We start from the raw sequence: 21695 nt of genomic DNA, 5'->3' as shown, positions 1-21695 counted from the left end.
GTGACCACTTAAAAAGGGAGAAACCCTGTACTTTGAAAAAAGCACAGGGTTTCTCGACAATCTGAACGAGCAGACGATCATTCGTCTGCTCGTTTTTTTTCGCGCCTCTTATGCACGACACCTATTTATGCTGGCTACAGATTTGTTCTTCTCTTTCGAGGTGTTGTGCGTCTGCATAGGTGTTGCCCCATTCACACATTGTATTTAATACAGGGACGAAGGATTGGCCCAGCTCAGTTAAACTGTATTCTACCTTAGGAGGTACTTCTTTAAATACTTCTCTTCGGACAAGCTCATCTTTTTCCAGCTGCTTTAATTGCTCAGTTAAGACCTTCTGCGTGATGGTCGGCATGAGCAGATAGAACTCTTTCGTTCGCCTTGGTTTCTGACTCAGAAAGAAGAGGATTAAACATTTCCACTTTCCTCCCACCGTATTCATAAAAATATTGATTCCCGTATTGAGACTGTTCATCATGTATTCCTCCTGAATAGGCACATAAAGGTGGCTAACCCACTTTATTGTGCGTTATTTTCTGCTATGTTACGGTCCATTATAATCGGATTGTATCGCAAATAATACTATTGGAGTGAACACAATGAGTGTGAGAGAGATATTAGAACAAAGACGTTCCGTCAGGCATTATGATCCTCATTATAAACTGGATTCAGAAACGTTGGCGACATGGATTGAAGGAGCCAGTAAATCGCCTAACGGAAACAATATTCAAGCAACACGATACCTGGTTATAGACGACCCAGACTTAAAGAATTTGCTACTACCCATTGCCTTTAATCAGCAACAGGTAACAGAAGCATCGGTTCTAATCGTTGTACTAGGCGATTATCAAGCATTTGAAAAAGAAAATATTATGAGTATCCATGAAGACGGATTCCAAAAGGGTTATTTTGACGCATCATTAAGAGACTATTTAGCCAATGCGGCAATCCAGTATTATCGAAATAAATCAAAAGAAGATTTAAAGCTCGAATTAGTAAGAGACGCAAGCCTGGCGTCTATGTCATTAGTTTTACTGGCGAACGAGGCAGGTCTTCATACGATTACCATGTCCGGGTATGATTCCGATCAGTTAAAGTCGGCCTTACAGATTTCTGACAGGTATGAAGATGTGATGCTGATAGCCATTGGGAAAGGAATACAACAAGGTCATAAAACCGTTAGACACGATGTGGACAAAGTCATTTATAAAAACAAAATATAATGACTGGATTGAAATATTAGTTTATGTGAAACCAAGCAGCCGATCACAATGACCGGCTGCCTTTTTCATTTTTGATTGAGTTTTTCGTTTGCTTAAGCTTGCAGTTTGAGTCTAATGTAATTTTGAAGAAAGAATGGTTACCTCCAAAATGTAATCTTGTCAGAACCTAATCGAACGGACTCATGCCCGTCTTCTTTGGCTTTTCCTATTGAAATCATCATGACTGGAGCATATCGTTCTTCATCTAAATCAAATGCTTTTGCTAACTGATCAACTTCAAAGCCTGCCATTGGATTCGTATCGTACCCATGTGCACGAGCTACTAACATGAACTGCATTGCAAAGAGGCTGCTATCGACTTTTGCAATTTCAACTTTCATTTCTTTGGATAGAGTCGGAAACATGGATAGAATGGTTTCGAGTTGACGATCTCGTACTTCAGCTGGCATTTTCCCTTGTTCCACGGCTGTATTGTAAATTTCTTCAGCATATAAATAGCTTTGGGTATCACCAAAAATTAATAACATGGCTGATGAAGTATCATTTTGTAATGTATTGAAACGCACAAGAGGTCTTAGTTTTTCTTTTCCTTCGGGAGTATCAACCACAATTACACGCCAAGGCTGCATATTCGCAGAGGATGGAGCCAAACTGGCTTCCGAAATCATTTCGCTTAGCTCTTCTTTTGATATTTTAATGTTCTTATCATAATTACGGACAGAACGTCGTCCCCTAACGATATTGGCGAAATCGTTATTTTGAATATGGTTAAACATATAACCTCTCCTCTTGATAACATAAGATTTTTTTGACATTGTGTATGTCGTTCGTTATCATATTTCGTATTATGAACTATGAACCTAGGTTTATAGCAAGAAATAAAGAGGTCATATTATGAAAATAAATGATGTTTCAAAATTAACGGGTCTGCCCATATCAACATTAAGATTCTATGAACGTAAAAACCTAATTCCGGACAGTTATGTTAAAAGAGATGCAAATAATTATCGCATTTATTCTGAAGAGGTTGTTGAGTTTCTAGATGATGTGAAGGCACTTTTATCCGTAGACTTTTCTATAGAAGAATTAAGTTTGCTAGTAAATCAACAACTTAACTTATCATACAAGGCAAAGACGAAAATGGTTGAACAAAAAATCAAGGAAATTGAAGATATCCAGAAGCGATTGAAAAAGTCGAAGAAATTCTTGAATGCAGTCTTGGAAGGAAAGGCAAATTTTCAAACAAAATGTTAAGGACAATTAACATAAACCTAGATATATTAAACTAACCACGAAAGATCCATCATTGAATAAATTTGTACTATAAATTTGTACTATACTTTGTTTATTAACTTATATGCCTAGTAGAGGTATGGGAGGTGTGGAAGGATGTCATATCAAAAGGCACTTGAGGCATACATAGCGGCTACGAATACGCATAATTTTGACAATGTAGCCCGGCTGCTCGACGGAGAAGCGGTCTATTGGTTTTCGGACCGGAGCTGTCATACGTTGGATGAGATCCGGGCATATTTCGAACATGCCTGGAATGTTATTCGGGATGAGGTATACCGGGCGGAGGATGTAGAGTGGATAGCGAGTGATGCTCATTCGGCGGTATGTATTTATACCTACCACTTCGAGGGTTATCATCAGGGGACATATACGGCCGGAAGCGGGAGAGCAACGAATGTGTTCGTTCGCGATGCCGATGGCTTATGGAAATTAAAGCATGAGCATTTAAGTTCGATTCGATGAATCGGTTTGATATCATTGCATAAATAAAAGAAAAAGAGCTCTTGAAGGGCTCTTTTTCCATCATAGTAAAAACGGGGTACGGTTGGTCTATGAATGACCGCCGCGCCCCGTTTTTTATATTATTACACTGTTTTCTTTTTCTGACTAATTGTGCGTATATATTTAATAGTAAGCTTCCATAAGACTCTCCCGAGCCAAAACATTAACACACCAATCACAATAGAAATTGGCAAGAACTGCATTGGGCTTGGTATAAATGCTCCCATTTCGATTGTTATTCCGGCAATATCATATCCCATAAGATACCCGACAAATTTAACAATTCCGCCTATCGGCGTAATAATTCCACCAATCACTAAAGCAATGGAAAGAGTACTGATGAATGGCAAAAGTAACATACCGCTGACGCCTGCAAAGCTGCTACAAAATGCAAATATTGCGCCGAATTTACGCCAACTAAATTTACTGTTCTTCGAAATGGCTTCACCTAAGTATGCTTTCGCTAATTCCTTTGGGTTTCCTAACCGCTCGATGATTTGCTCAGAAGATAGACCATTATTTTGCAATTCAAACATAACACTTTTGATTTCTTTTACAATGTCCATACGCTCGGAATCGGACATGGATTTCAAATACTTTTCAATTTTTTCAATATAGTCATTCGTAATTTTATCCAAAATTTCACACTCCTTTAATTTCTGCTATAGCAATTAATAAATTATCCCATTCTAAGGACATAGCGTTTAAGTATTCGTTTCCTTTTTCTGTAATGGAATAATATTTTCTCGGTGGCAAACCCTCTGTACTTTCTTGCCAAGATGAAGATACATATTCTTCTTTCAATAATCTTCTAAGCAGGGGATAAATTGTATTTTCTTTTGCAGCAACAATAGGATGCTGCTCTAACTTACTTATGATTTCATATCCATAATATGGTCGCTGCTTTATTAGCAATAGAATACAAAATTCGAGTGTTCCTCGCTTGATTTGTGATTTCCAATCTTCGACATTCATGATATTTTACCTCCTGCGGATACATCGTACAACACAGTACATCAAATATCAATAGTACGTCAGTTTTTTTATTCAACGTAATAGAGGGAATCGCTTGCTACATGTTGACTGATCAAATACATAAAGCAGCCAAATCTCATGCGCCATCCTTTCCTATGGTTCTACAGAAAGAATAATGTTTTTCCTTTTTGCCTACTTGCTAAATTCAGCAAGTAAAATATTTTTAAAAGGATTAGGACTGTTATCTCTACCCAAACTGTTCAAACTGACGACCAACGTATGCTTGCCTCCAAGTGTACCTCCAGCAAAAGTAGAAAACCCTAGAATGCCACCTGTGTGTCCCCATATCGAGACACCGTTTGGAAGCTTAGTTTCAAAGATTCCAAGACCCCATCCATCCATTCCTGCTCTTCCTGTAGGAACTGTAGTAAGCATTTGTTTTAGTTGCTGTTTCTTCAGTAATTTGCCACCGAGCAAGGAAGAGAAGAATTTATTTAAGTCGTCAGCAGTAGAAATCATATCTCCAGCCGAGCTACCTGCACTTGGGTTATAATAAGTAACGTCTTTTATCTCACTTGCTTCGTCTGGTTGGGAATATCCCCGAGCATGCTTGGTGCCTGGAATAACGCTTGAATTGCCAGGTAGGAATGTATCCGACAATTCAAGCGGTTCAATAATCCGATTTTCAATCTCTTCCGCGTAGCTGTTTCCGGTTACTTTTTCAATAAGAATACCCAGTAATACGTATCCTGTGTTTGAATAAGACCATCCCTTTCCTGGGACAAAGTCTGGGGGCAGAGAAATCCCCATCTTCACTATTTCTTCAGCCGTATACGATTTTTTTGTATCCATAAAATCAGCGCCTTTGAATCTTGAGTATTCAGCGATACCACTTGTATGGTTCAATATCTGCCGGATGGTAATCTGTTTACCATGATATCCATTTCCTTGAATGACACCAGGCAACCATTTTTCGATGGAGTCGTCTAGATTCAAGCGGTTCTCTCCAGCTAATTGAAGTACAACCGTTGCGGTGAACGTCTTCGTCACGCTGCCAATGCGAAAGCGAAAATCTGTTTCCATTGGTTTCTTGGTGCTCAGATTCGCTACCCCAGCCGCATAACCCCACGTTTTTCCACCCTCAGAAGTTTTAGCAAGTATCCCCGGGAATCCAAGTTGCAATGTATCCCGCATTGCTTGTTTGACGGAATTATGATCTCGTTGAGTGCTTGTTTGTAACGAACTAGATACATTTTGAGTGGGCTCTGCTTTTACAATTGAGGTTGGCGATGTGTATAGCAGGGCACTTCCAGTTATTAAAAGGGCCAGACTTGCAGATGTAATTTGATTACGTATTTTCATAAGGCATTCCTCTTCTCTATTCATATTGTATGGTTTACCAACGCCATTCTGTCCTAACAAGCGGTAAATTCCTCTTTTTCACATGTTTGTTAACCCCCTAAATGACTTGTTTTTCTTGAAATACCCTTGTTTACTTGGTTGTTTTTCATATGCACGTCATAATTGTTCCGTCTTTCACACCTGCCTTCTGCACATACATCGTACAACACAGTACCTCAATTAGCAATAGTATATCAGTATTTATTAAATCCAACGTAATAGAGATATTTATTTGAAGGCATTATGCGTATTGCAGGCACGGGTAAAGTGGATCTATGTTGAATTTATTAACAGAATATAAAATTACAAGAATTTATCCCGTGTTTATGGAAATGTATCCCTTCTCAATCGATGGTGTAGGTTCCATGATACAAATATATGAATATTTATTGAATAACAACGAACTCAAGAAAGGAGGCTGTAGTAGAGCGTACGGACAGTGATTCAATCATGAGTAGAGAGAGGGGGGACTGAACTCTACATAATTGAGCTGGGAAAATAAGTAACCGCTTTCAATACAAGTTGGATTTGAGCGATATGCGAAATTAGGCAAGTCATCAAAGAAATACTCGATGACACCGAGGGACAGACATTCATTGAAATGCTGTATCATTTGCAATCGAAATTTAATCAACAGAGGTGAAAACGGTGACATCATTTATAACGAAAAAGCACCTGAAATGGGTGATATGTTTTTTAGCCCTTATTCTCATTTTTACACCACTGCTTAATGCGCCTGCATCCTATGCAGCAGAAAGCGCTCCTCCTACAGACATTTCTACAGATATTTCCACAGTTAACTCCGGCCTAGAGCCCGCGACAGTAACGAACTCAACGTATAAAGCCCAGTCCAATGAAGCCCAGGATCCGCTGGCACCACAGAATCTCGAGATTGAAAGTGTATCCCATAATATGGCGATTTTTAAATGGGATTTCAAACCCGTCGAAGGTGAAAACAATATACAGGTGTGGGACGCGGATTCAGGCAAGTGGCTGGCATGGGGCAATTATTGGACCCGTGCTGTGACCGGATTGACACCTGAAACGACCTACAGAATCTATATTACGTGGGACGGCGATGTGAAAAAAGAACACAAAAGTAATGTATTGGAATTCACCACAACCAAAGACGAAGCTGAATATAAAGATGCACCGTTGACTCCTCCAAGCCATCTTAAAATTGACGATGTAACGGAAGATACGGTTACGCTGAGTTGGGGTTCGAGTCCTGGAGCCGAAGCTTATGACATTTATATTAATGGAGCATGGAAAGGCGGCACTTGGGAAAACTCCGTTACCACGGCTACTTATGGACCTTTGGAAGCAGGAGAGACTTATACTTTTAAATTAGGCGCGCAGAGAAGCGTAAATGGAGCTTTGGAAGCATCCGCCAATAGTAATGCCGTTACCCTTAAGTGGGGGGAACTGGCTCAACCTCAAGGGTTACAGGTAGTGACGGCTACACGATCTACGGTTTCACTGGGCTGGGCACCGGTGCCTGGGGCCACAAGCTATGATATTTATCAGGATGGAGTAAAGGTTGGTTCGAGTAGCGGGAGTCGGTTTGTAGCTGCTGGACTGGAAGAAGGAAAGACCTATTCGTATAAGGTAGTGGGCCATAACGGCCTATGGACTTCGCCTGAAAGCGAAGCAGTGTCGGTAGTTCCTGGCAGCAATTATAACAATATTACGTACTACACTTCTTGGTCAGCTAGTACCGAAGGACGTAATTTTCATCCTGGTGACTTGGATGTATCACAGATCACCCACATTAACTATGCCTTTGCCGATATATGTTGGAAAAAATACGGGAGCGGGCCGAGAGCCTGCGAAGATCCTAATATTCCTGCACAGGATCGATACGTCCATGACGGAGAAATTGTGATTGGAGATCCGACATTTGATTTTCAGAATTTCGCAGCATTCGAATCCGTCAAGGCATCGAACCCTCAATTGAAGCTTATGGTTTCAGTAGGCGGCTGGTCCTGGTCTGATAATTTTTCTAATGTAGCCATGACGGAAGAAACACGCCGTACTTTTGCTAACTCTGCTGTAAAATTCCTCCGAGACTACAAGTTTGATGGTTTGGATATCGATTGGGAGTACCCGGTCGAAGACGGGGAAGAGTCGAATTCCAGAGCACCGGAGGATAAAGAAAACTTCACATTGTTAATGAAAACCGTTCGCGAGGCGTTGGATGCAGCCGGTTCAGAGGACGGGAAATATTATTTGCTGACGATTGCTTCAGGGCAGGGAGACAATTTTACCGTAAACGCAGACTTTACTAACTCTGTGCAGTATCTCGATTTTGTCAATATTATGACCTATGATTACAGCGGTAAATCTGATTCATTTGGTCATCATAATGCACCATTATTTTATGATAAAACTCTTCCAACATCATCCGCTCCAAGAAATCATGTGCTTGGCGGTTTGTTAGGCCATTTGAACGGCGGAGTGCCGACATATAAGTTGATCGTGGGCGTTCCTTACTACGGCAAGGGCTGGGATGGTTGTGGTCCACTTGGTCAATATCAGGCATGCAATAAGGATGGATCTAGTTTTGGAACGTGGGAGCCTGCCATTTTCGATTTTAGCGATCTCGAGAATAACTACATCGACAAGAATAGCTATAAGAGATATTGGAACGAATCCGCCAAGGTTCCTTACCTGTACAACGATCAAAATAAAGTGTTCATCACCTACAACGATAAGAACACCATGAAGTACACCGCTTCCATCGTGAAGTCGCTGGATATTGCAGGCGTCATGAGCTGGGATATCAGCGGCGACCGTAATAAGTCTCTGACGACTCAACTCATTCACGACTTGCCGATCGACGGCAAAGTCAATGCTTCAGCACTTCCGGCTCCGGCGAATCTCTCAAGGGTAAGTGCCAGCGCAGGCTCCATTCAGGTGAAATGGGATGCTGTGGCAGGCGCAACGGGATATGAAGTATACGTAAATAATGCTATGTCAGGCTCGGTTACAGATAATAGTTATACCGTGAATGGCCTTAGCTCTCTGACGAACTACAAGATTCATGTGCTTGCGGTAGATCGAACGGGAGATGAGATTAACCGCGTCTCCAGCGCTTCGAATCTGCTTAGCGTAACGACTTCAAGCAGCGGTTCCGGTGGATCTGACGGTTCCGGCGGATCAGGAGGATCGGGAGGCTCTGGTTCACCAACGCCTTCGACGCCACAACCGCCTAAAGCCAAAGATCAGCTAGAGGCAAACGTCACGCTTCATGGCGATAAGGCTGTGGTGACCATACCAACGGCTGCAGCTGTTAACAGCATTAACCTTTCGGATTCCTCCAACTTCCAGATCCATGCGGGTGCGGGTGCGAAGCAGGCTGAGGTTGAGATTCCGCAAGAAATCATCGCAGCCGTTGCGAAAAAAGGAGCCAAGGCCAGTCTCTCCATTATCGTGAACGGGACAGAATACCGGATTCCGGCTTCGCTGATTACGGTTTCCGGTCCTGTAAAAGTTTCGATTGTTTCTCCAGGGGCTGCCGATGCAGCAAATGTGGAGAAACTGATTAAGGGAAGAGAAGTACTAGCTACTCCGCTGTTGTTCAAGCTTGAGCAAATAAACGCGGATAAGACAACGACCGAACTGAAGCATTTCGGCAAAACCCATGTCAGCGAATTTATGACCGTCGATGCGAAAAAGATAAATGTAAAACGTGCTACCGGAGTGGTTTATACACCAGGTACCCAGGAGCTTCGATCCGTTCCAACCTTGTTTAAAGTTAACGCGGATGGCACGGTAACTGTTGAAATCAAGAAAACTGGCAGCGGGATTTATGCTCTGGTTCAGCAAGATATCCGGTTTAGTGACGCGATCCCTTCTTGGGCACGGGAAGACGTGGCGCAGGCTGCCGCCAAGCTGATCGTAACTGGAGAAAATAACGGATCTTTCGGCGGTAATAAACAAATTACCCGTGCCGAGATTATATTCATTGTGGTGAAGGCGCTGGGTATTCTGCCTGACGACAGTTTTGCCAACTTCAAGGATGTAGATCCGAAATCCCGGTATGCCAGAGAGATTGCAGCTGCGAAAGCGGCAGGGTTAGTGAAGGGACGCTCAGGAGATATCTTTGATCCAAACAGCTTGATTACGCGTGAGGAATTGGCCGTCATGCTGAGTAATGTGCTGAATTATGCCGGCAAGAAGAACGAAGCCAACCAAGGATTGTTAAACAAATTTAAAGACCACGCCAAGGTTTCGTCTTATGCGAAGTCGTCCGTCGCTTTCGTCGTGGAGCAGAAGATTATGCAAGGCGTATCCGCCTCCAAGCTGGATCCACAATCTCATGTAACCAAAGCTCAGACGGTGGTAACCGTCATGAGATTGCTGCGGGCAGTGGGTTTATCTAACTAACATGGATTCGTAATAAAGTGGGATGTCTCCCAGGCGAGTTTAAACACGGCCTGGAGGCATCCTTTTTTCGATAAGGAATAATTAGCTATAGTCGGCTGAATGGCTGCTATGTTTTGTTAAGCAACTGGATCCTGAATATGCTTCGTAAGCTGGATTTCCGTAGCTTGGGTTGAACATAGCAATTGAAGAGAAATGCGGTGCTGCTGCTCATGCTAAGATGAATCTATCAAATCGAAGAGGTGATTCGGAATGGCTTTGAAAAGCGACAATATTTTTGTGAACCTACCTGTTAAGAACTTGGAGAAAACGAAGGACTTTTTCTCAAAAATCGGTTTTGAATTTAACGCACAATTTACGGACAAAAACGCGGCTTGCCTGGTCATCGGCGATAACATCTTTGCCATGCTGCTCACCGAGGATTATTTCAAGACGTTCACTAAGAAAGATCTATCGAATGCTGCCAACACTACGGAAGTGATTTTGGCACTATCCGCCGAGAGCCGGGAGCAGGTGGACGAAATCGTTAATGCCGCGCTTTCCGCAGGAGGGTCGCCTTCCAATGATCCGGTGGATCATGGCTTTATGTACGGTTGGAGCTTCCAGGATCCGGATGGCCACCTGTGGGAAGTCATGTACATGGATCAGAGCCAGGTCGAATAGAAGCATTGAAGCAAGCAGTTGCAGGATCACAACATGAAGAAGCAAACACCTAATAAAATGACGGCAGAGGTCTCCCAGGGTTATGGGGGGAATCTGCCGCTTTACTTTTATTTGGAAATCCATTATATTTGTATGTGCAAACAATAAATGGTGATTCAACAGGATGAACTCAGCGAAAGAGGTAGCCGTTATGTTAAATACGTATATCAAGGAATGTCTTTACTTCACTACCAATCGTCTTAGCCGGGTTATCACCAAGATGGCCGAAGATGAGTTTGCCGCAAGCGGATTGTCGCCCACCTATGCTTATTTACTTATGGCTGTATATGAGAAGGAAGGGATCTCGCAGAAGGAATTAGGCGAAATTCTTCATCTTCAGCCTTCTACCGTAACCCGACTGGTTGAGAAGCTGGCCGTTAAAGGGCTGGTTTATAATCGGGTGGAAGGAAGGATGTCATTGATCTATACAACCGATAAAGGGAAGGCTTTGGAGAAAGTGATTCACGAGTGCTGGATGAATTTGCGCAGTCGTTACGGCGCTATTTTAGGTAATGCCGAAGGTGATGAATTATCGCTGCATCTATACGAGGTGAGTGATCAATTGGAGAATAAGGACTGAGGTCTTTTTGGACACAAGCCGATTGGCCGCAGTGGAAGTCGTGGAACGTTGGAGCTCCAAATAAATCACGCAAAAAAAAGTCCTCCAAGTGAAACTTGAAGGGCCTTCTACCATTAATTGACTTGGACTTCGGTCGTTACCTGCCACAATACGCCGAACTTGTCTTCCAGCAACCCGAACAGCGCTCCCCAGAATTGAGTCTTCAGCGGATCAAGCACCTTACCGCCTTCTGCCAAGCGGTCAAAAGCTTCATGTGCTTCAGCATCGCTTTCAAACGACAGGCTCAGATGAATTCCGTTCCCTCGCTCCAGGGTTTGGAATATGGAGTCCGACATAAAGATTGGAATTCCTCCTGCTACCAGACTAAGATGCATGACCTTGTCTTTAAGCTCTTCCTTGGTTCCAGGAATCTCGCCATGGGTTTGCACGGACAAGATCTCCCCGCCTAATGCTTGGGTATAAAACTCAGCCTGCGCTTTTGCATCCTCAGAGAAAATATACGGTGTCAGTTTAGCCACGTACAACATCCTTCCCAGTTTTAAAATGATGGATTCGTTTTCCTTGGCTTTAGTATAAACGGTCTGAGTCTCCCGCATTTCTTCTGGATTGCTAAATCTTGCGGCAGCGCTAAAGGCTTGTTTTACAGAATAGGCGACAGCAAGCGTGAGATGGATTCCTTAAACTTGATCCACCTTGATCGCTCCAGATACTGCTTCATCGTAAGCTGGCTGGATACCTGCAAATCCTGATGAAAGATGTGAGTCAATTGTTTTGATAAATCCTCATCGTACAGGAATGCATTGACTTCAAAATTCAGCTTGAAGCTTCGAACATCGATATTCGCCGTGCCGACGGAAGAAATCTTCTCGTCAATGATGATGGTCTTGGCATGAATGAAGCCATTATTGTAGAGATACACATTAGCCCCGGTTCTTAGCATTTCCCCGATATAGGATAAGGTCGCCCAATAGACAAAGGGATGGTCCGGTTTATCGGGAATCATCAGGTTAACCTCAACGCCGGACAGCGCCGCAATGCGGAGTGCATCCAGGAGGCTGGCATCGGGGATAAAATACGGCGTCTGAATGTGAATCGATTTCTTGGCGGACGAAATCATTTTGATATAACCGTTCTTGATGTGTTCATACCTGGAATCCGGACCGCTGGTCACAATCTGAATCCCGACATTGCCAGGCGAATCGATCTTGGGAAACAGATTCGATTCATAAGAAATATCGTTATGGTGCGAAGCCTGATTCCAGTCGAGAATAAAGCGAACCTGCATCGCATAAACAGCTTCACCTTGAATGCGCAGATGGGTGTCCCGCCAATATCCGAACCTGGAATTCAGACCCAGGTACTCATCCCCAACGTTAAAACCGCCGACATACCCGATGTCGCCATCAATGATAGCCAGCTTCCGGTGATTACGGTAATTCAAGCGCAGATTGATGAAGCGGAGCTTGGACGGGAAGAAGGCCTCGGCTTCTCCGCCAGCTTCGCGAAATGCTTTGAAGAAGCCCTTGGTTAATTGACGCGAGCCCAGCTCGTCGTACAGAACCCGGACCTTCACGCCTTCTTTTGCTTTTTTGGTCAACAGGGACATTAGCTTCTTGCCCAGTTCGTCGCGACGGATGATGTAGTATTGAATATGTATGTAGACTTTGGCTTCCTCAATATCCTGAAACAACCGTTCAAATTTCTTGCGTCCATCCGTGAAAATTTCAACGTGGTTGTCGTCCGTAAGGATCGCCTGATTCTCATTGATATGCATATGGATCAAATCGCTGCTATCCGCCGCCGCTTGATTGCTGAACGGGTATTCCCCGTTATTCATCCCTTCCATTTGAGACAGCAATACCTTCTCGATCCCGGTTTTCTGCAGATCATCCCAATGAAAGAGACGGATTCTTCTTAAATTTTGGGCGAACAACAGGTACAGCGCAAAGCCCAGAATCGGGATGAAGGACAGCACCAACAGCCATGCCCAGGTGGAGCCGGCATCCCGCCGTTCCCTAAAAACCACGAACATGGAGAACACGATATTCAGTACGATGATCAGACCAAGAGTGATGGATGTAACATGCATGTTTATAATATCCTCCTAAAGTATATCCTTGCCCTTGCAACCCTTCATATTATACGTGAGGCGTTAGGAGAAGTATATATCCGCAGGATGAAGTGAACGGAATGGTTATAAAAGCGAGGGCGCTACAATCCGGCATCCTATACCAGTGCAGACGCAAGCGATTTGTATATGCACACATTGTCATGATACGATGGTGGAAAAAATAGGAGAAGGGGCATGCTTTTTGCTGAAAATGAACAAGTTTTTCAAATTATGTCTCGCCGTGATTCTGGTCCTCATTATTATTTATTTGGGATCGCTGGTGGATTTTATATTCAGACCGGTACTTTCGTTCTTCTCGATCATCCTCGTGCCGCTGATGCTGTCAGGATTCTTCTATTACCTGCTCAGGCCGCTGGTTGATCTTCTCGAAAAGCGCAAGCTAAATCGCTCGCTGGCCATCCTGCTCCTATATGTCGTGTTTGCAGGCATACTTACAGGTTTTATTATTGGGGTATGGCCATCCCTGCGGGATCAGATCATTGCTCTTGTGGAGAATGCGCCCGCATTATTTGCTGCCTTAGGTGAACAGCTGCAGGAGTGGGAAAATAACGGGCTCTTTAAGGAGATATTTCCGGAGGATTCTAACCCACTTACCCAATTAACCGATTATTTGAATCAAGGCTTCACGTTCCTGACGAATTATATTATGAACCTGTTCTCGTTCGTGTCGAACTTTGCCATCGTTTTATTTACGTTCCCGATCCTGCTGTATTACATGCTGAAGGAAGGCGGGAAGTTCGGAGAGATGATTGTTAGCTTTTTGCCTAACCGCTTCAAGGAAGTGGGAGCTTCGGTACTGGATGAAATCAACAATGCCCTCAAAGGGTTCATCGTTGGACGAGTGCTCGTCAATCTGGCGCTGGGTGTCTTGATGTATATCGGCTTCCTGATTATTGGTCTTCCTTATGCATTACTGCTGACGACCGTGGCGGTTATCGCGAATTTCATACCATTTATCGGAGCTATTCTATCCTCGATCCCGATCGTGATCATCGGCTTCATTCAATCCCCTGGGACGGCGATCTGGTCGCTTGTTGTCATTCTGGCAGCTCAGCAAATTCAGGATAACCTGATTGGACCGTATATCTTTGGCAAACAGCTGGCGATCCATCCCATTACGATCATTATCCTGGTTTTGGTGGGACAGGATCTCGGAGGAATTATAGGGGTTCTGCTGGTGGTACCGATTTACATGATCATTAAGATTATCGTAACGAGAGTTTATCAGCTATTCTTTAAGGAAAAATGGCAAAAAGCATAGACGGGTGATAGACATGTAGCCGCAGCTGTATACTGAAGCCGCCTAAGAGCGTGGAATCGTTCTTGGCGGCTTTTTGTATGTCCGAGGTTTGAAGGGGCGCTTGACAATGATATGAAAAATATATAATCTTAAATTAAAGATATTAATATTAAAGATTGTTTACCGACTCATAAATCATGCAAAACAGGACCATGAAACGGAACAAGGTTTCGACACGAAACGATGAGGAGGCGATGGATATGGCATTACAAACGGCAGGCATTCATCATATTACCGCTTATGCGCAGGACCCGCAGAAGAATGTTGATTTTTATACAGGTGTGCTTGGGCTCAGAATGGTCAAGAAGACGGTGAATTATGATGCGCCCGAGATCTATCATTTGTATTTTGGGGATGAAGAAGGACATCCGGGGACGATCATCACCTTCTTTCCGTCCTCAGCTTCGCGAAGAGGGTTACGTGGAGGAGGACAGGTCGGATATACAACCTTTGCCGTCCCTGCGGGTGCCCTGCATTATTGGGAACAGCGTTTACGGAGATTCGGCGTCCCTGTCATGAAAGCATTCCGCTTTAACGAACATTATCTCCAGTTCTCCGATCGCGATGGACTTTCTCTGGAGCTGGTCGAGCGGAAAGACGGACCGAAGAGCAGTTGGTCTGTGGACGATGTGACGCCGGACACAGCGATTAAGGGGTTTGGCGGTGCGGTCCTGTTCAGCAGCAAGTGGAAGGAAACGAAGAAAGCGCTGGAGCAGGTAATGGGGCTGACCTTCATGGGAGAGGACGTTAACTATGCACGGTTTCAGTCAGCAGGCCCCTTCGGCAACGTAATTGATTTACCGATGCGGGATATCCCGTTGGGAGCCGGAGGTGCCGGAACGACCCATCATATCGCATGGCGGGCCCAAGATGATGGTGAGCACGTTACATGGCAAGAGTGGGTGAAACAACATGGCTTTTTACCAACGGATATTAAGAACCGCAACTATTTCAGATCGTTATATTTCAGGGAACGAGGGGGGATCTTGTTTGAGATCGCAACCGATCCGCCTGGATTTACGGTGGATGAAGACCTGGACTCACTGGGGGAACAATTGAAACTTCCTGCCTGGTTTGAACCGGAGCGAGCCCGTATTGAGGAAGGTCTGGAGCCTATACAAGCCAAAATACAAGAGAGGGGTAACTGAAGTGATATCCATTGACCCGAATACCCAAAGCGAACGGGACACCTACAAGCTGCTGATCGGGAGCGTTGTTCCGCGGCCGATCGCTTTTGTTACGACATTATCGGAGGACGGTGTGCTGAATGCGGCGCCGTTCAGTTATTTCTCCATTCTCTCCAGCAATCCGCCCTTGCTGTCCGTTTCCGTTCAGCGGAAGAACGGTACGGCTAAGGATACAGCAAGAAATGCCATGCAAAGCGGCGAGCTTGTCATCCACATCGTGGACGAAGACAACGTTGAAGCCGTGAACGAAACGGCGGCGAACCTGCCCCCGCATGAGAGTGAACTTGACCGAGCCCATTTAACCCCGGTCGATAGCGAGGTTGTTAAAGTTCCTGGCGTTCTGGAGAGCAAGATTCGCATGGAATGCGTGCTGGAGCAGGTCGTCACTTTGAATGGCTCGGATCAGCTGCCTGCTGCTGATCTGCTGATTGCCCGCGTAGTCCGCTTCCATGTTGCGGAGGAGCTTTACGAGCAAGGCCGGATTGACGCTGCCAAATTGAAGCCTGTGAGCCGTATGGCGGGAAACATCTATTCTTCATTGGGAGAGATGTTTACGATCGAGCGGCCTGTATAACAACGGACGGGCTGGATAAGGTTAGGATGCAGCGAATATTAAGTTGTGAGCGTCCATATGCCGTTATTCGATAGTATGTTGTTCATGAAAGAAACGGGGCTTGTGGAATATCATGCCTGGAATATGTTAACTCTACATGAATGTGGAACCGATACGATGAATTCACAATATAGGAGTGGTCGACAAATGAAATTTGAATCCAAGGTTGTCATTGTGACGGGAGGCGCCAGCGGGATCGGCGAAGCAGCAGTAAGGCTTTTTGTAGAAGAGGGAGCCAAGGTTGTTATTGCGGATTATTCGGACCGGGGACAGGCCGTTTCGGATGAATTAAGAGGCGCAGGCTTTGAAACGCTGTTCGTTAAGACGGATGTAACCCAAGAACAGGAAGTTGCGAATATGGTGAAGCAGACGGTTGAGCATTTTGGCCGTGTCGATGTATTGTTTGCTAATGCAGGCATTGCTCATGATGCCCCTGCTGATCAGTTGTCGATGGACAACTGGCAAAAAACGATTGATATTAATCTTACAGGGGTGTTCCTATGCGATAAATATGTAATCCAACAAATGCTATCCCAAGGAACCGGAGGGGCGATCGTAAACTGCGGCTCGATCCATAGCCATGTCGGAAAAGCGGGTGTTACCGCCTATGCTTCCGCTAAGGGAGGCGTTAAGCTGTTAACCCAGTCGATGGGTGCGGATTATGCTACAAAAGGGATCCGGGTCAATGCCGTATGCCCGGGATACATCGATACTCCGCTTATTAAGGGAAGAACGGAAGCGATCACCGAGCACCTGGTCGGCCTTCATCCGATGGGTCGCTTGGGACAGCCGGAAGAAGTAGCCAAAGCCGTGTTGTTCCTCGCCAGTGAAGATGCATCCTTCATTACAGGCACGAGCTTGCTGGTGGATGGCGGATATACAGCCGTATAATCCATGCCCCATAAACCCCGACGCTTATCGGGGTTTTTTGATGTGCATTCATTGCTTCGTAAAGCGGCTAATATATGATGCTGGCACCAGCTCTCCCGTAACCAGAAGTAAATGAGTCATAATGGGTTTTTAATGGATAATCAAAAATTTTTTTTAGTTCAGATGGAGTGTAGAAGCTTTCCACTGTTCTGGTCTAATTCATGGCATAAACTATCCATCACATGAACGAGTAAGGGAGGCATGGCAAACGCCTGCTATATAGCGAAAAATGAGTATGGAATAAAATTCCTGTGCGGTAGGGGGACAGGCTTGAATGAGGCATTTTTCTAGCTTGTCATACACCCCGGAAGAATGGCATTTCTGCGTCTGAATTTCCAGAAAAAGCGGTTAAAGGGGTTTGACTTTTCCTGAACTTCCCTTTATCATGGACACACGCTTAGTTTCCGGCATACATTTTCCGGAAAGCGGGGGAACCAGTTTCACCAGGGGCGAGTCACTTGGAATCACGAGTGTAGGGTACCATCTTACCCGAGTCCGTCAGCTAACCTCGTCAGCAGTGGATGGGTCTTTTATACATAATGGATGTTCATAACAAAGGCCCTTGATTCTCTTAGGGGCCTTTTCTCTATTTTTTGACCCCCTGCTGGCGGAGCTATGTCTAAATCCCCTGTTTGGTGGTCTTTTTGTATTCTGCTAAAGAGGAGGGGCAAGGCCTGCAAATGTTTAACCAATTGAATCGGTCAGATGGCATTGGGTTTAAGCGTGCAAGGAGATGGATGAATCATCTTCCCTGAAGCCCCGACCCGTGCAAGGTGTCTGAATGTCCTTATATCCAAGTTAACATATGCGTTAACAAGGGTAATTTCAACATGCCATTTTGTAAGGATTGCAAAGTCATAACGAAAGGTTGTGGAAGGTTTTGAAGAGAGTGGTTGTGCTGATGTTGTCAGTGATTATGGTGGTATTGCTTGCGGCTTGCGGCGACAAAGGAAGTACGCTGGATCGCGCCATTGAGCAGGGGTATATCACCGTAGGTTTTGCGAATGAGAAGCCTTATGCCTATAAAGAGGCCAACGGGGAGCTGACGGGAGAAGCCGTTGAGATTGCCCGGGTTATTCTGGAGCGGCTTGGCATCAAGGAAATGAGGGGGGAGCTTACGGAATTCGGTTCACTCGTTGCCGGACTGCAGGCCGAGCGGTTTGATCTAATCACCGCAGGCATGTTCATTAATCCGGACCGCTGCTCTGCCGTATTGTTTGCCAATCCGGAGTACAGCATCGGGGAAGCCATTGCGGTGAAGCAAGGGAATCCGATGGGACTCGGAAGTTATGAGGATATTGCTAATCATGACCAGGCTAAGGTCGCCGTCATGACAGGCGCGGTTGAAATCGGCTATATGGAGAAGTCCGGCATTCCTTCGGACCGGATCATACAGGTCCCCGACCAGGCCTCGGCTATTAGCGCCCTTCAGGCAGACCGGGTACAGGCGATTACCATGACGGGACCCTCTCTGCAGGCGATGCTGGATTCGGCTAGTGATGACAACATCGAACGTGTAACTGATTTCGAGCAGCCGGTCATCGATGGAGAAAGCGTTCGGGGTTATGGAGCTACGGCGTTCCGCCAAGCGGATACCGAGTTCCAGGAGGCTTATGATGCGGAGCTGCAAAAAATGAAGGAATCGGGCGAGCTGCTGGACATTCTGCAGAAGTTCGGATTCACAGAAGAAGAGCTTCCGGGTGAAATGACGGCTGCTGCGCTTTGCGGGGAATAGCATGCCGAATTCGTGGATTGATTTTCTCCCTACGCTGCTAAAAGGGGCGGAAATCACGATTGTGGTTGCTTTCTTTTCAGCCATCCTTGCGGTCGTGATGTCCTTTGCAGCCGGGTTATGCCGACTGTCGAAGCTGTGGATCATTCGCACATTGACAGCCGTGTACGTGGAAGTCTTTCGGGGAACCTCCTTGCTGGTGCAGCTGTTTTGGTTGTATTTCGCTCTTCCGTTCATCGGCATCGAGCTTCCGAAAATGCTGGCGGCCATCCTGGCGATCGGGCTGAACTTCGGCGCATACGGATCGGAGATCGTCCGAAGCGCTGTGCTGGCCGTTCCGAAAGGACAGTGGGAAGCCGCTTTAGCGCTTAATCTGAAGCCTTGGCAAAGGCTGTGGAATGTTATATTGCCTCAAGCTTCCTTGCGAATGCTTCCCCCTTTCGGAAATCAGCTTGTGGAACTCATCAAATCCACCTCACTGGTTTATTTCATCACGATGGCGGATTTAACGTATCAGGCGATGGTGCTCCGCAACAATTACATCTCCTGGACGACCGAGATTCTGGTACTGCTGCTCCTCATGTATTTTGTCATTGCTACGCTCGTATCGCTGGCAGTTCGTCTGCTGGAGCGTAAATGGACAGCGGGGAGGTTATAGTCATGTGGGACTGGAACTATGTGTGGGATATCCTGCCGCAGCTCTTGAGTGCGTTAAAGATGACGGTATGGGTGACGATCTGCGCTTTCGTGGTGGCATTAATCATCGGATTGCTGCTTGCCTTTGCGACGCGGAGCCGATTTAAGCTGTTGTCGCTTATAACCAAAGGAATGATTGAATTTATTCGCAATACACCGCTGCTGGTTCAGGTCTTCTTCCTGTATTACAGTCTGCCGCTCCTAACGGGAATTTCCATTCCGGCCTTCTATGCCGGGGTCATCGGTCTCGGGCTGCATTACAGCACCTATCTGTCCGAGGTGTATCGTTCCGGAATCGAGGGAGTGCCGAAGGGACAATGGGAGGCTGCGACAGCACTGAATTACACGAAAGCCCAAACCTGGCGAAGTATTATCCTGCCGCAAGCGGTGCCGCCAATCATTCCGGTACTGGGCAATTATTTAATTGTCATGTTTAAAGAAACGCCGATTCTATGCGCCATCACGCTGGTGGAGATGATGCTGACGGCCAAAAATATCGTGTCGCAGTCGTTCCGTGCATTTGAACCGTATACGCTGGTCGGGATTCTGTTCCTGATCATCAGTTATATCGCATCTTTGCTTGTGCAAAGGCTGGAAAAACGCATGAATCTGCAGCGTGGAAAATAAAGGAGGGAGTCTATTGAATGCCGTTGTGATCGATGAGCAAGCGGAAGCGTCGAAGGTGTCGCAGCAGGAGAACAATCCTGCTACCGCTGCGGGTACCAAGCCGATTGTGAAATATACGGGCGTGACCAAGTCGTTTGGTGATCTCCAGGTGCTTAAGGGCATCGATCTGGAGATGCAGCCGGGAGAAAAGGTGGCTGTGATCGGTCCGAGCGGATCGGGCAAAACGACGATGGGCCGGATGCTGATGACGCTGGAAGAACCCACCGAAGGAACCATCGAGGTTGATGGCGAGCTGCTCTGGCATATGGAAGAGAAAGGGAAGCTGGTTCGGGCCAGCGAAAAGCATTTGCACCGGATGCGATGCAAAGTAGGCATGATCTTCCAGCATTTTAATCTGTTCCCGCACATGAATGTTCTTCGCAATGTGACGGAGGCCCCGCGCAAGGTGCTGGGTTTATCCAAAGAGGAGGCGGAGGAGCGGGCCGTCTCCATGCTGGGCAAGGTCGGTTTGGCCGACAAGCTGAAGATGTATCCGTCCAATCTGTCCGGGGGTCAGAAGCAGCGGGTTGCCATTGCCAGAGCGCTGGTCATGCGACCAAAGGTGATGGTGTTTGACGAGGTCACCTCGGCTCTTGATCCGGAGCTGGTCGGCGAGGTGCTGGAGGTCATCCGGGAAATCGCGGATGAAGGCGAAATGGCTATGATGCTGATTACACATGAGATGGATTTCGCGAAGGAAATCGCGGACCGGGTCATATTCGGAGCCGACGGAAGGATCGTTGAGCAGGGCCCGCCGGAGGAGATATTCGATAATCCCCAGAGCGAGCGGCTGCAGAGCTTCCTGCAACGATTCCGTTCCAACGGAAATTAGTTCTGGAAAGAGGTGATTGTATAGAATGGCTGTGGATACCGAAACCAAAATTGTTTACCGAAGACCGGAAGCACGGGATGGCACCCGGGTGTGGGAGCTCATACGCGATACCGGATCGCTTGATTTGAACTCCCCTTATTGCTATATGATGCTTGGAGATTACTTCCATGATACCTGCATGATCGCCGAGCATGAAGGAGATATCATCGGTTTTATTTCCGCCTTCCGTTCTCCTCGTAATCCGGAGACGCTGTTCGTATGGCAAGTTGCCGTTGCTAATTCGCATCGGAGGCAAGGCATTGCCAAGGCGATGCTGACAGGTCTCATGAATCAGAAGGCATGCCATGGTGTCCGTTATATTGAAGCTACGGTATCGCCGAGCAACATGGCGTCCCGTCGTTTGTTTCTCGGTTATGCCGAGGAGAAATCCATTCCCAGCACCGTAACCGTAGGTTATGGAGCAGAAATGTTCCCCGATGGGACATCTCATGAAGATGAGCCGTTATTCGTGATTGGCCCCTTTTTCAATGACATTTAAACAAATGGA

At 45.9% G+C, this 21695-nt stretch carries 22 protein-coding genes and 1 riboswitch; of the genes, 15 read left to right on the top strand and 7 right to left on the bottom strand.

The window, feature by feature from the left end; translation table 11 throughout:
• Positions 1-121: 121 nt before the first annotated feature.
• A complete protein-coding gene (locus CRG97_RS29145; RefSeq protein WP_237566614.1) occupies positions 122-475 on the bottom strand; it encodes a winged helix-turn-helix transcriptional regulator in 354 nt (117 codons plus the stop codon).
• Between the two features lie 121 nt (positions 476-596).
• Between CRG97_RS29145 and CRG97_RS29140 the strand changes: the two genes are divergently transcribed.
• On the top strand, positions 597-1220 hold the full coding sequence (locus tag CRG97_RS29140) for a nitroreductase family protein (RefSeq protein ID WP_098749057.1): 624 nt from the start codon (positions 597-599) through the stop codon (positions 1218-1220).
• A gap of 137 nt (positions 1221-1357) precedes the next feature.
• On the opposite strand, the gene CRG97_RS29135 is transcribed toward CRG97_RS29140, so the two are convergent.
• Positions 1358-1996, bottom strand: a complete 639-nt coding sequence (locus tag CRG97_RS29135) for a nitroreductase family protein (protein ID WP_098749056.1) — start codon at positions 1994-1996, stop codon at positions 1358-1360.
• A 118-nt stretch (positions 1997-2114) separates the two neighbouring features.
• Between CRG97_RS29135 and CRG97_RS29130 the strand changes: the two genes are divergently transcribed.
• On the top strand, positions 2115-2474 hold the full coding sequence (locus CRG97_RS29130; RefSeq protein WP_098749055.1) for a MerR family transcriptional regulator: 360 nt from the start codon (positions 2115-2117) through the stop codon (positions 2472-2474).
• A 135-nt stretch (positions 2475-2609) separates the two neighbouring features.
• Positions 2610-2978 carry a YybH family protein gene (locus tag CRG97_RS29125; protein ID WP_098749054.1) on the top strand — a complete coding sequence of 123 codons (369 nt, stop codon included), beginning with the start codon at positions 2610-2612 and terminating at the stop codon, positions 2976-2978.
• A 122-nt stretch (positions 2979-3100) separates the two neighbouring features.
• On the opposite strand, the gene CRG97_RS29120 is transcribed toward CRG97_RS29125, so the two are convergent.
• From CRG97_RS29120 to CRG97_RS29110, 3 genes are all read right to left on the bottom strand, one after another.
• Positions 3101-3655 carry a DUF1700 domain-containing protein gene (locus CRG97_RS29120; protein ID WP_098749053.1) on the bottom strand — a complete coding sequence of 185 codons (555 nt, stop codon included), beginning with the start codon at positions 3653-3655 and terminating at the stop codon, positions 3101-3103.
• 4 nt (positions 3656-3659) lie between these two features.
• A complete protein-coding gene (locus CRG97_RS29115; RefSeq protein WP_076325297.1) occupies positions 3660-3992 on the bottom strand; it encodes a PadR family transcriptional regulator in 333 nt (110 codons plus the stop codon).
• 192 nt (positions 3993-4184) lie between these two features.
• A complete protein-coding gene (locus tag CRG97_RS29110; protein ID WP_098749062.1) occupies positions 4185-5354 on the bottom strand; it encodes a serine hydrolase domain-containing protein in 1170 nt (389 codons plus the stop codon).
• Between the two features lie 687 nt (positions 5355-6041).
• Here CRG97_RS29110 and CRG97_RS29105 point away from each other — a divergent pair.
• From CRG97_RS29105 to CRG97_RS29095, 3 genes are all read left to right on the top strand, one after another.
• Positions 6042-9782: a glycosyl hydrolase family 18 protein gene (locus CRG97_RS29105; protein ID WP_098749052.1), complete on the top strand. Its 3741-nt coding sequence runs from the start codon at positions 6042-6044 to the stop codon at positions 9780-9782.
• A 249-nt stretch (positions 9783-10031) separates the two neighbouring features.
• Complete coding sequence (locus CRG97_RS29100) at positions 10032-10442, top strand: VOC family protein (protein ID WP_098749051.1); 411 nt, start codon at positions 10032-10034, stop codon at positions 10440-10442.
• Positions 10443-10605: 163 nt separating this feature from the next.
• Positions 10606-11061 (top strand): MarR family winged helix-turn-helix transcriptional regulator, encoded by a 456-nt coding sequence (locus tag CRG97_RS29095; protein WP_481856228.1) that lies wholly within the window; start codon positions 10606-10608, stop codon positions 11059-11061.
• Positions 11062-11174: 113 nt separating this feature from the next.
• On the opposite strand, the gene CRG97_RS29090 is transcribed toward CRG97_RS29095, so the two are convergent.
• Entirely contained in the window at positions 11175-11579 is a 405-nt protein-coding gene (locus tag CRG97_RS29090; RefSeq protein WP_076325301.1) for a VOC family protein, read from the bottom strand.
• A 122-nt stretch (positions 11580-11701) separates the two neighbouring features.
• Positions 11702-13150, bottom strand: a complete 1449-nt coding sequence (gene cls / locus CRG97_RS29085; RefSeq protein WP_098749050.1) for a cardiolipin synthase — start codon at positions 13148-13150, stop codon at positions 11702-11704.
• 223 nt (positions 13151-13373) lie between these two features.
• Here cls and CRG97_RS29080 point away from each other — a divergent pair, with 223 nt between their 5' ends.
• From CRG97_RS29080 to ectA, 9 genes are all read left to right on the top strand, one after another.
• Positions 13374-14453 (top strand): AI-2E family transporter, encoded by a 1080-nt coding sequence (locus CRG97_RS29080; protein WP_076325302.1) that lies wholly within the window; start codon positions 13374-13376, stop codon positions 14451-14453.
• Positions 14454-14692: 239 nt separating this feature from the next.
• Positions 14693-15640, top strand: a complete 948-nt coding sequence (locus CRG97_RS29075; protein ID WP_098749049.1) for a ring-cleaving dioxygenase — start codon at positions 14693-14695, stop codon at positions 15638-15640.
• Position 15641: 1 nt separating this feature from the next.
• On the top strand, positions 15642-16253 hold the full coding sequence (locus tag CRG97_RS29070) for a flavin reductase family protein (protein WP_098749048.1): 612 nt from the start codon (positions 15642-15644) through the stop codon (positions 16251-16253).
• A gap of 186 nt (positions 16254-16439) precedes the next feature.
• Complete coding sequence (locus CRG97_RS29065) at positions 16440-17183, top strand: SDR family NAD(P)-dependent oxidoreductase (RefSeq protein WP_098749047.1); 744 nt, start codon at positions 16440-16442, stop codon at positions 17181-17183.
• 423 nt (positions 17184-17606) lie between these two features.
• Positions 17607-17754: riboswitch (cyclic di-AMP (ydaO/yuaA leader) on the top strand.
• A 369-nt stretch (positions 17755-18123) separates the two neighbouring features.
• On the top strand, positions 18124-18957 hold the full coding sequence (ehuB, locus tag CRG97_RS29060; protein ID WP_098749061.1) for an ectoine/hydroxyectoine ABC transporter substrate-binding protein EhuB: 834 nt from the start codon (positions 18124-18126) through the stop codon (positions 18955-18957).
• Between the two features lies 1 nt (position 18958).
• A complete protein-coding gene (gene ehuC, locus CRG97_RS29055) occupies positions 18959-19612 on the top strand; it encodes an ectoine/hydroxyectoine ABC transporter permease subunit EhuC (RefSeq protein WP_076325306.1) in 654 nt (217 codons plus the stop codon).
• 2 nt (positions 19613-19614) lie between these two features.
• Positions 19615-20277 carry an ectoine/hydroxyectoine ABC transporter permease subunit EhuD gene (gene ehuD, locus CRG97_RS29050; RefSeq protein WP_098749046.1) on the top strand — a complete coding sequence of 221 codons (663 nt, stop codon included), beginning with the start codon at positions 19615-19617 and terminating at the stop codon, positions 20275-20277.
• 13 nt (positions 20278-20290) lie between these two features.
• Positions 20291-21148, top strand: a complete 858-nt coding sequence (gene ehuA, locus CRG97_RS29045) for an ectoine/hydroxyectoine ABC transporter ATP-binding protein EhuA (RefSeq protein ID WP_098749045.1) — start codon at positions 20291-20293, stop codon at positions 21146-21148.
• A gap of 25 nt (positions 21149-21173) precedes the next feature.
• Positions 21174-21686: a diaminobutyrate acetyltransferase gene (ectA, locus tag CRG97_RS29040; RefSeq protein WP_098749044.1), complete on the top strand. Its 513-nt coding sequence runs from the start codon at positions 21174-21176 to the stop codon at positions 21684-21686.
• The last annotated feature ends 9 nt before the right edge of the window (positions 21687-21695 follow it).

Origin of the sequence: Paenibacillus sp. EZ-K15, from assembly GCF_002573715.1 — a bacterium.
Lineage (GTDB): Bacteria > Bacillota > Bacilli > Paenibacillales > Paenibacillaceae > Paenibacillus_AQ.
This window is presented reverse-complemented; position numbering and strand designations above follow the sequence as displayed.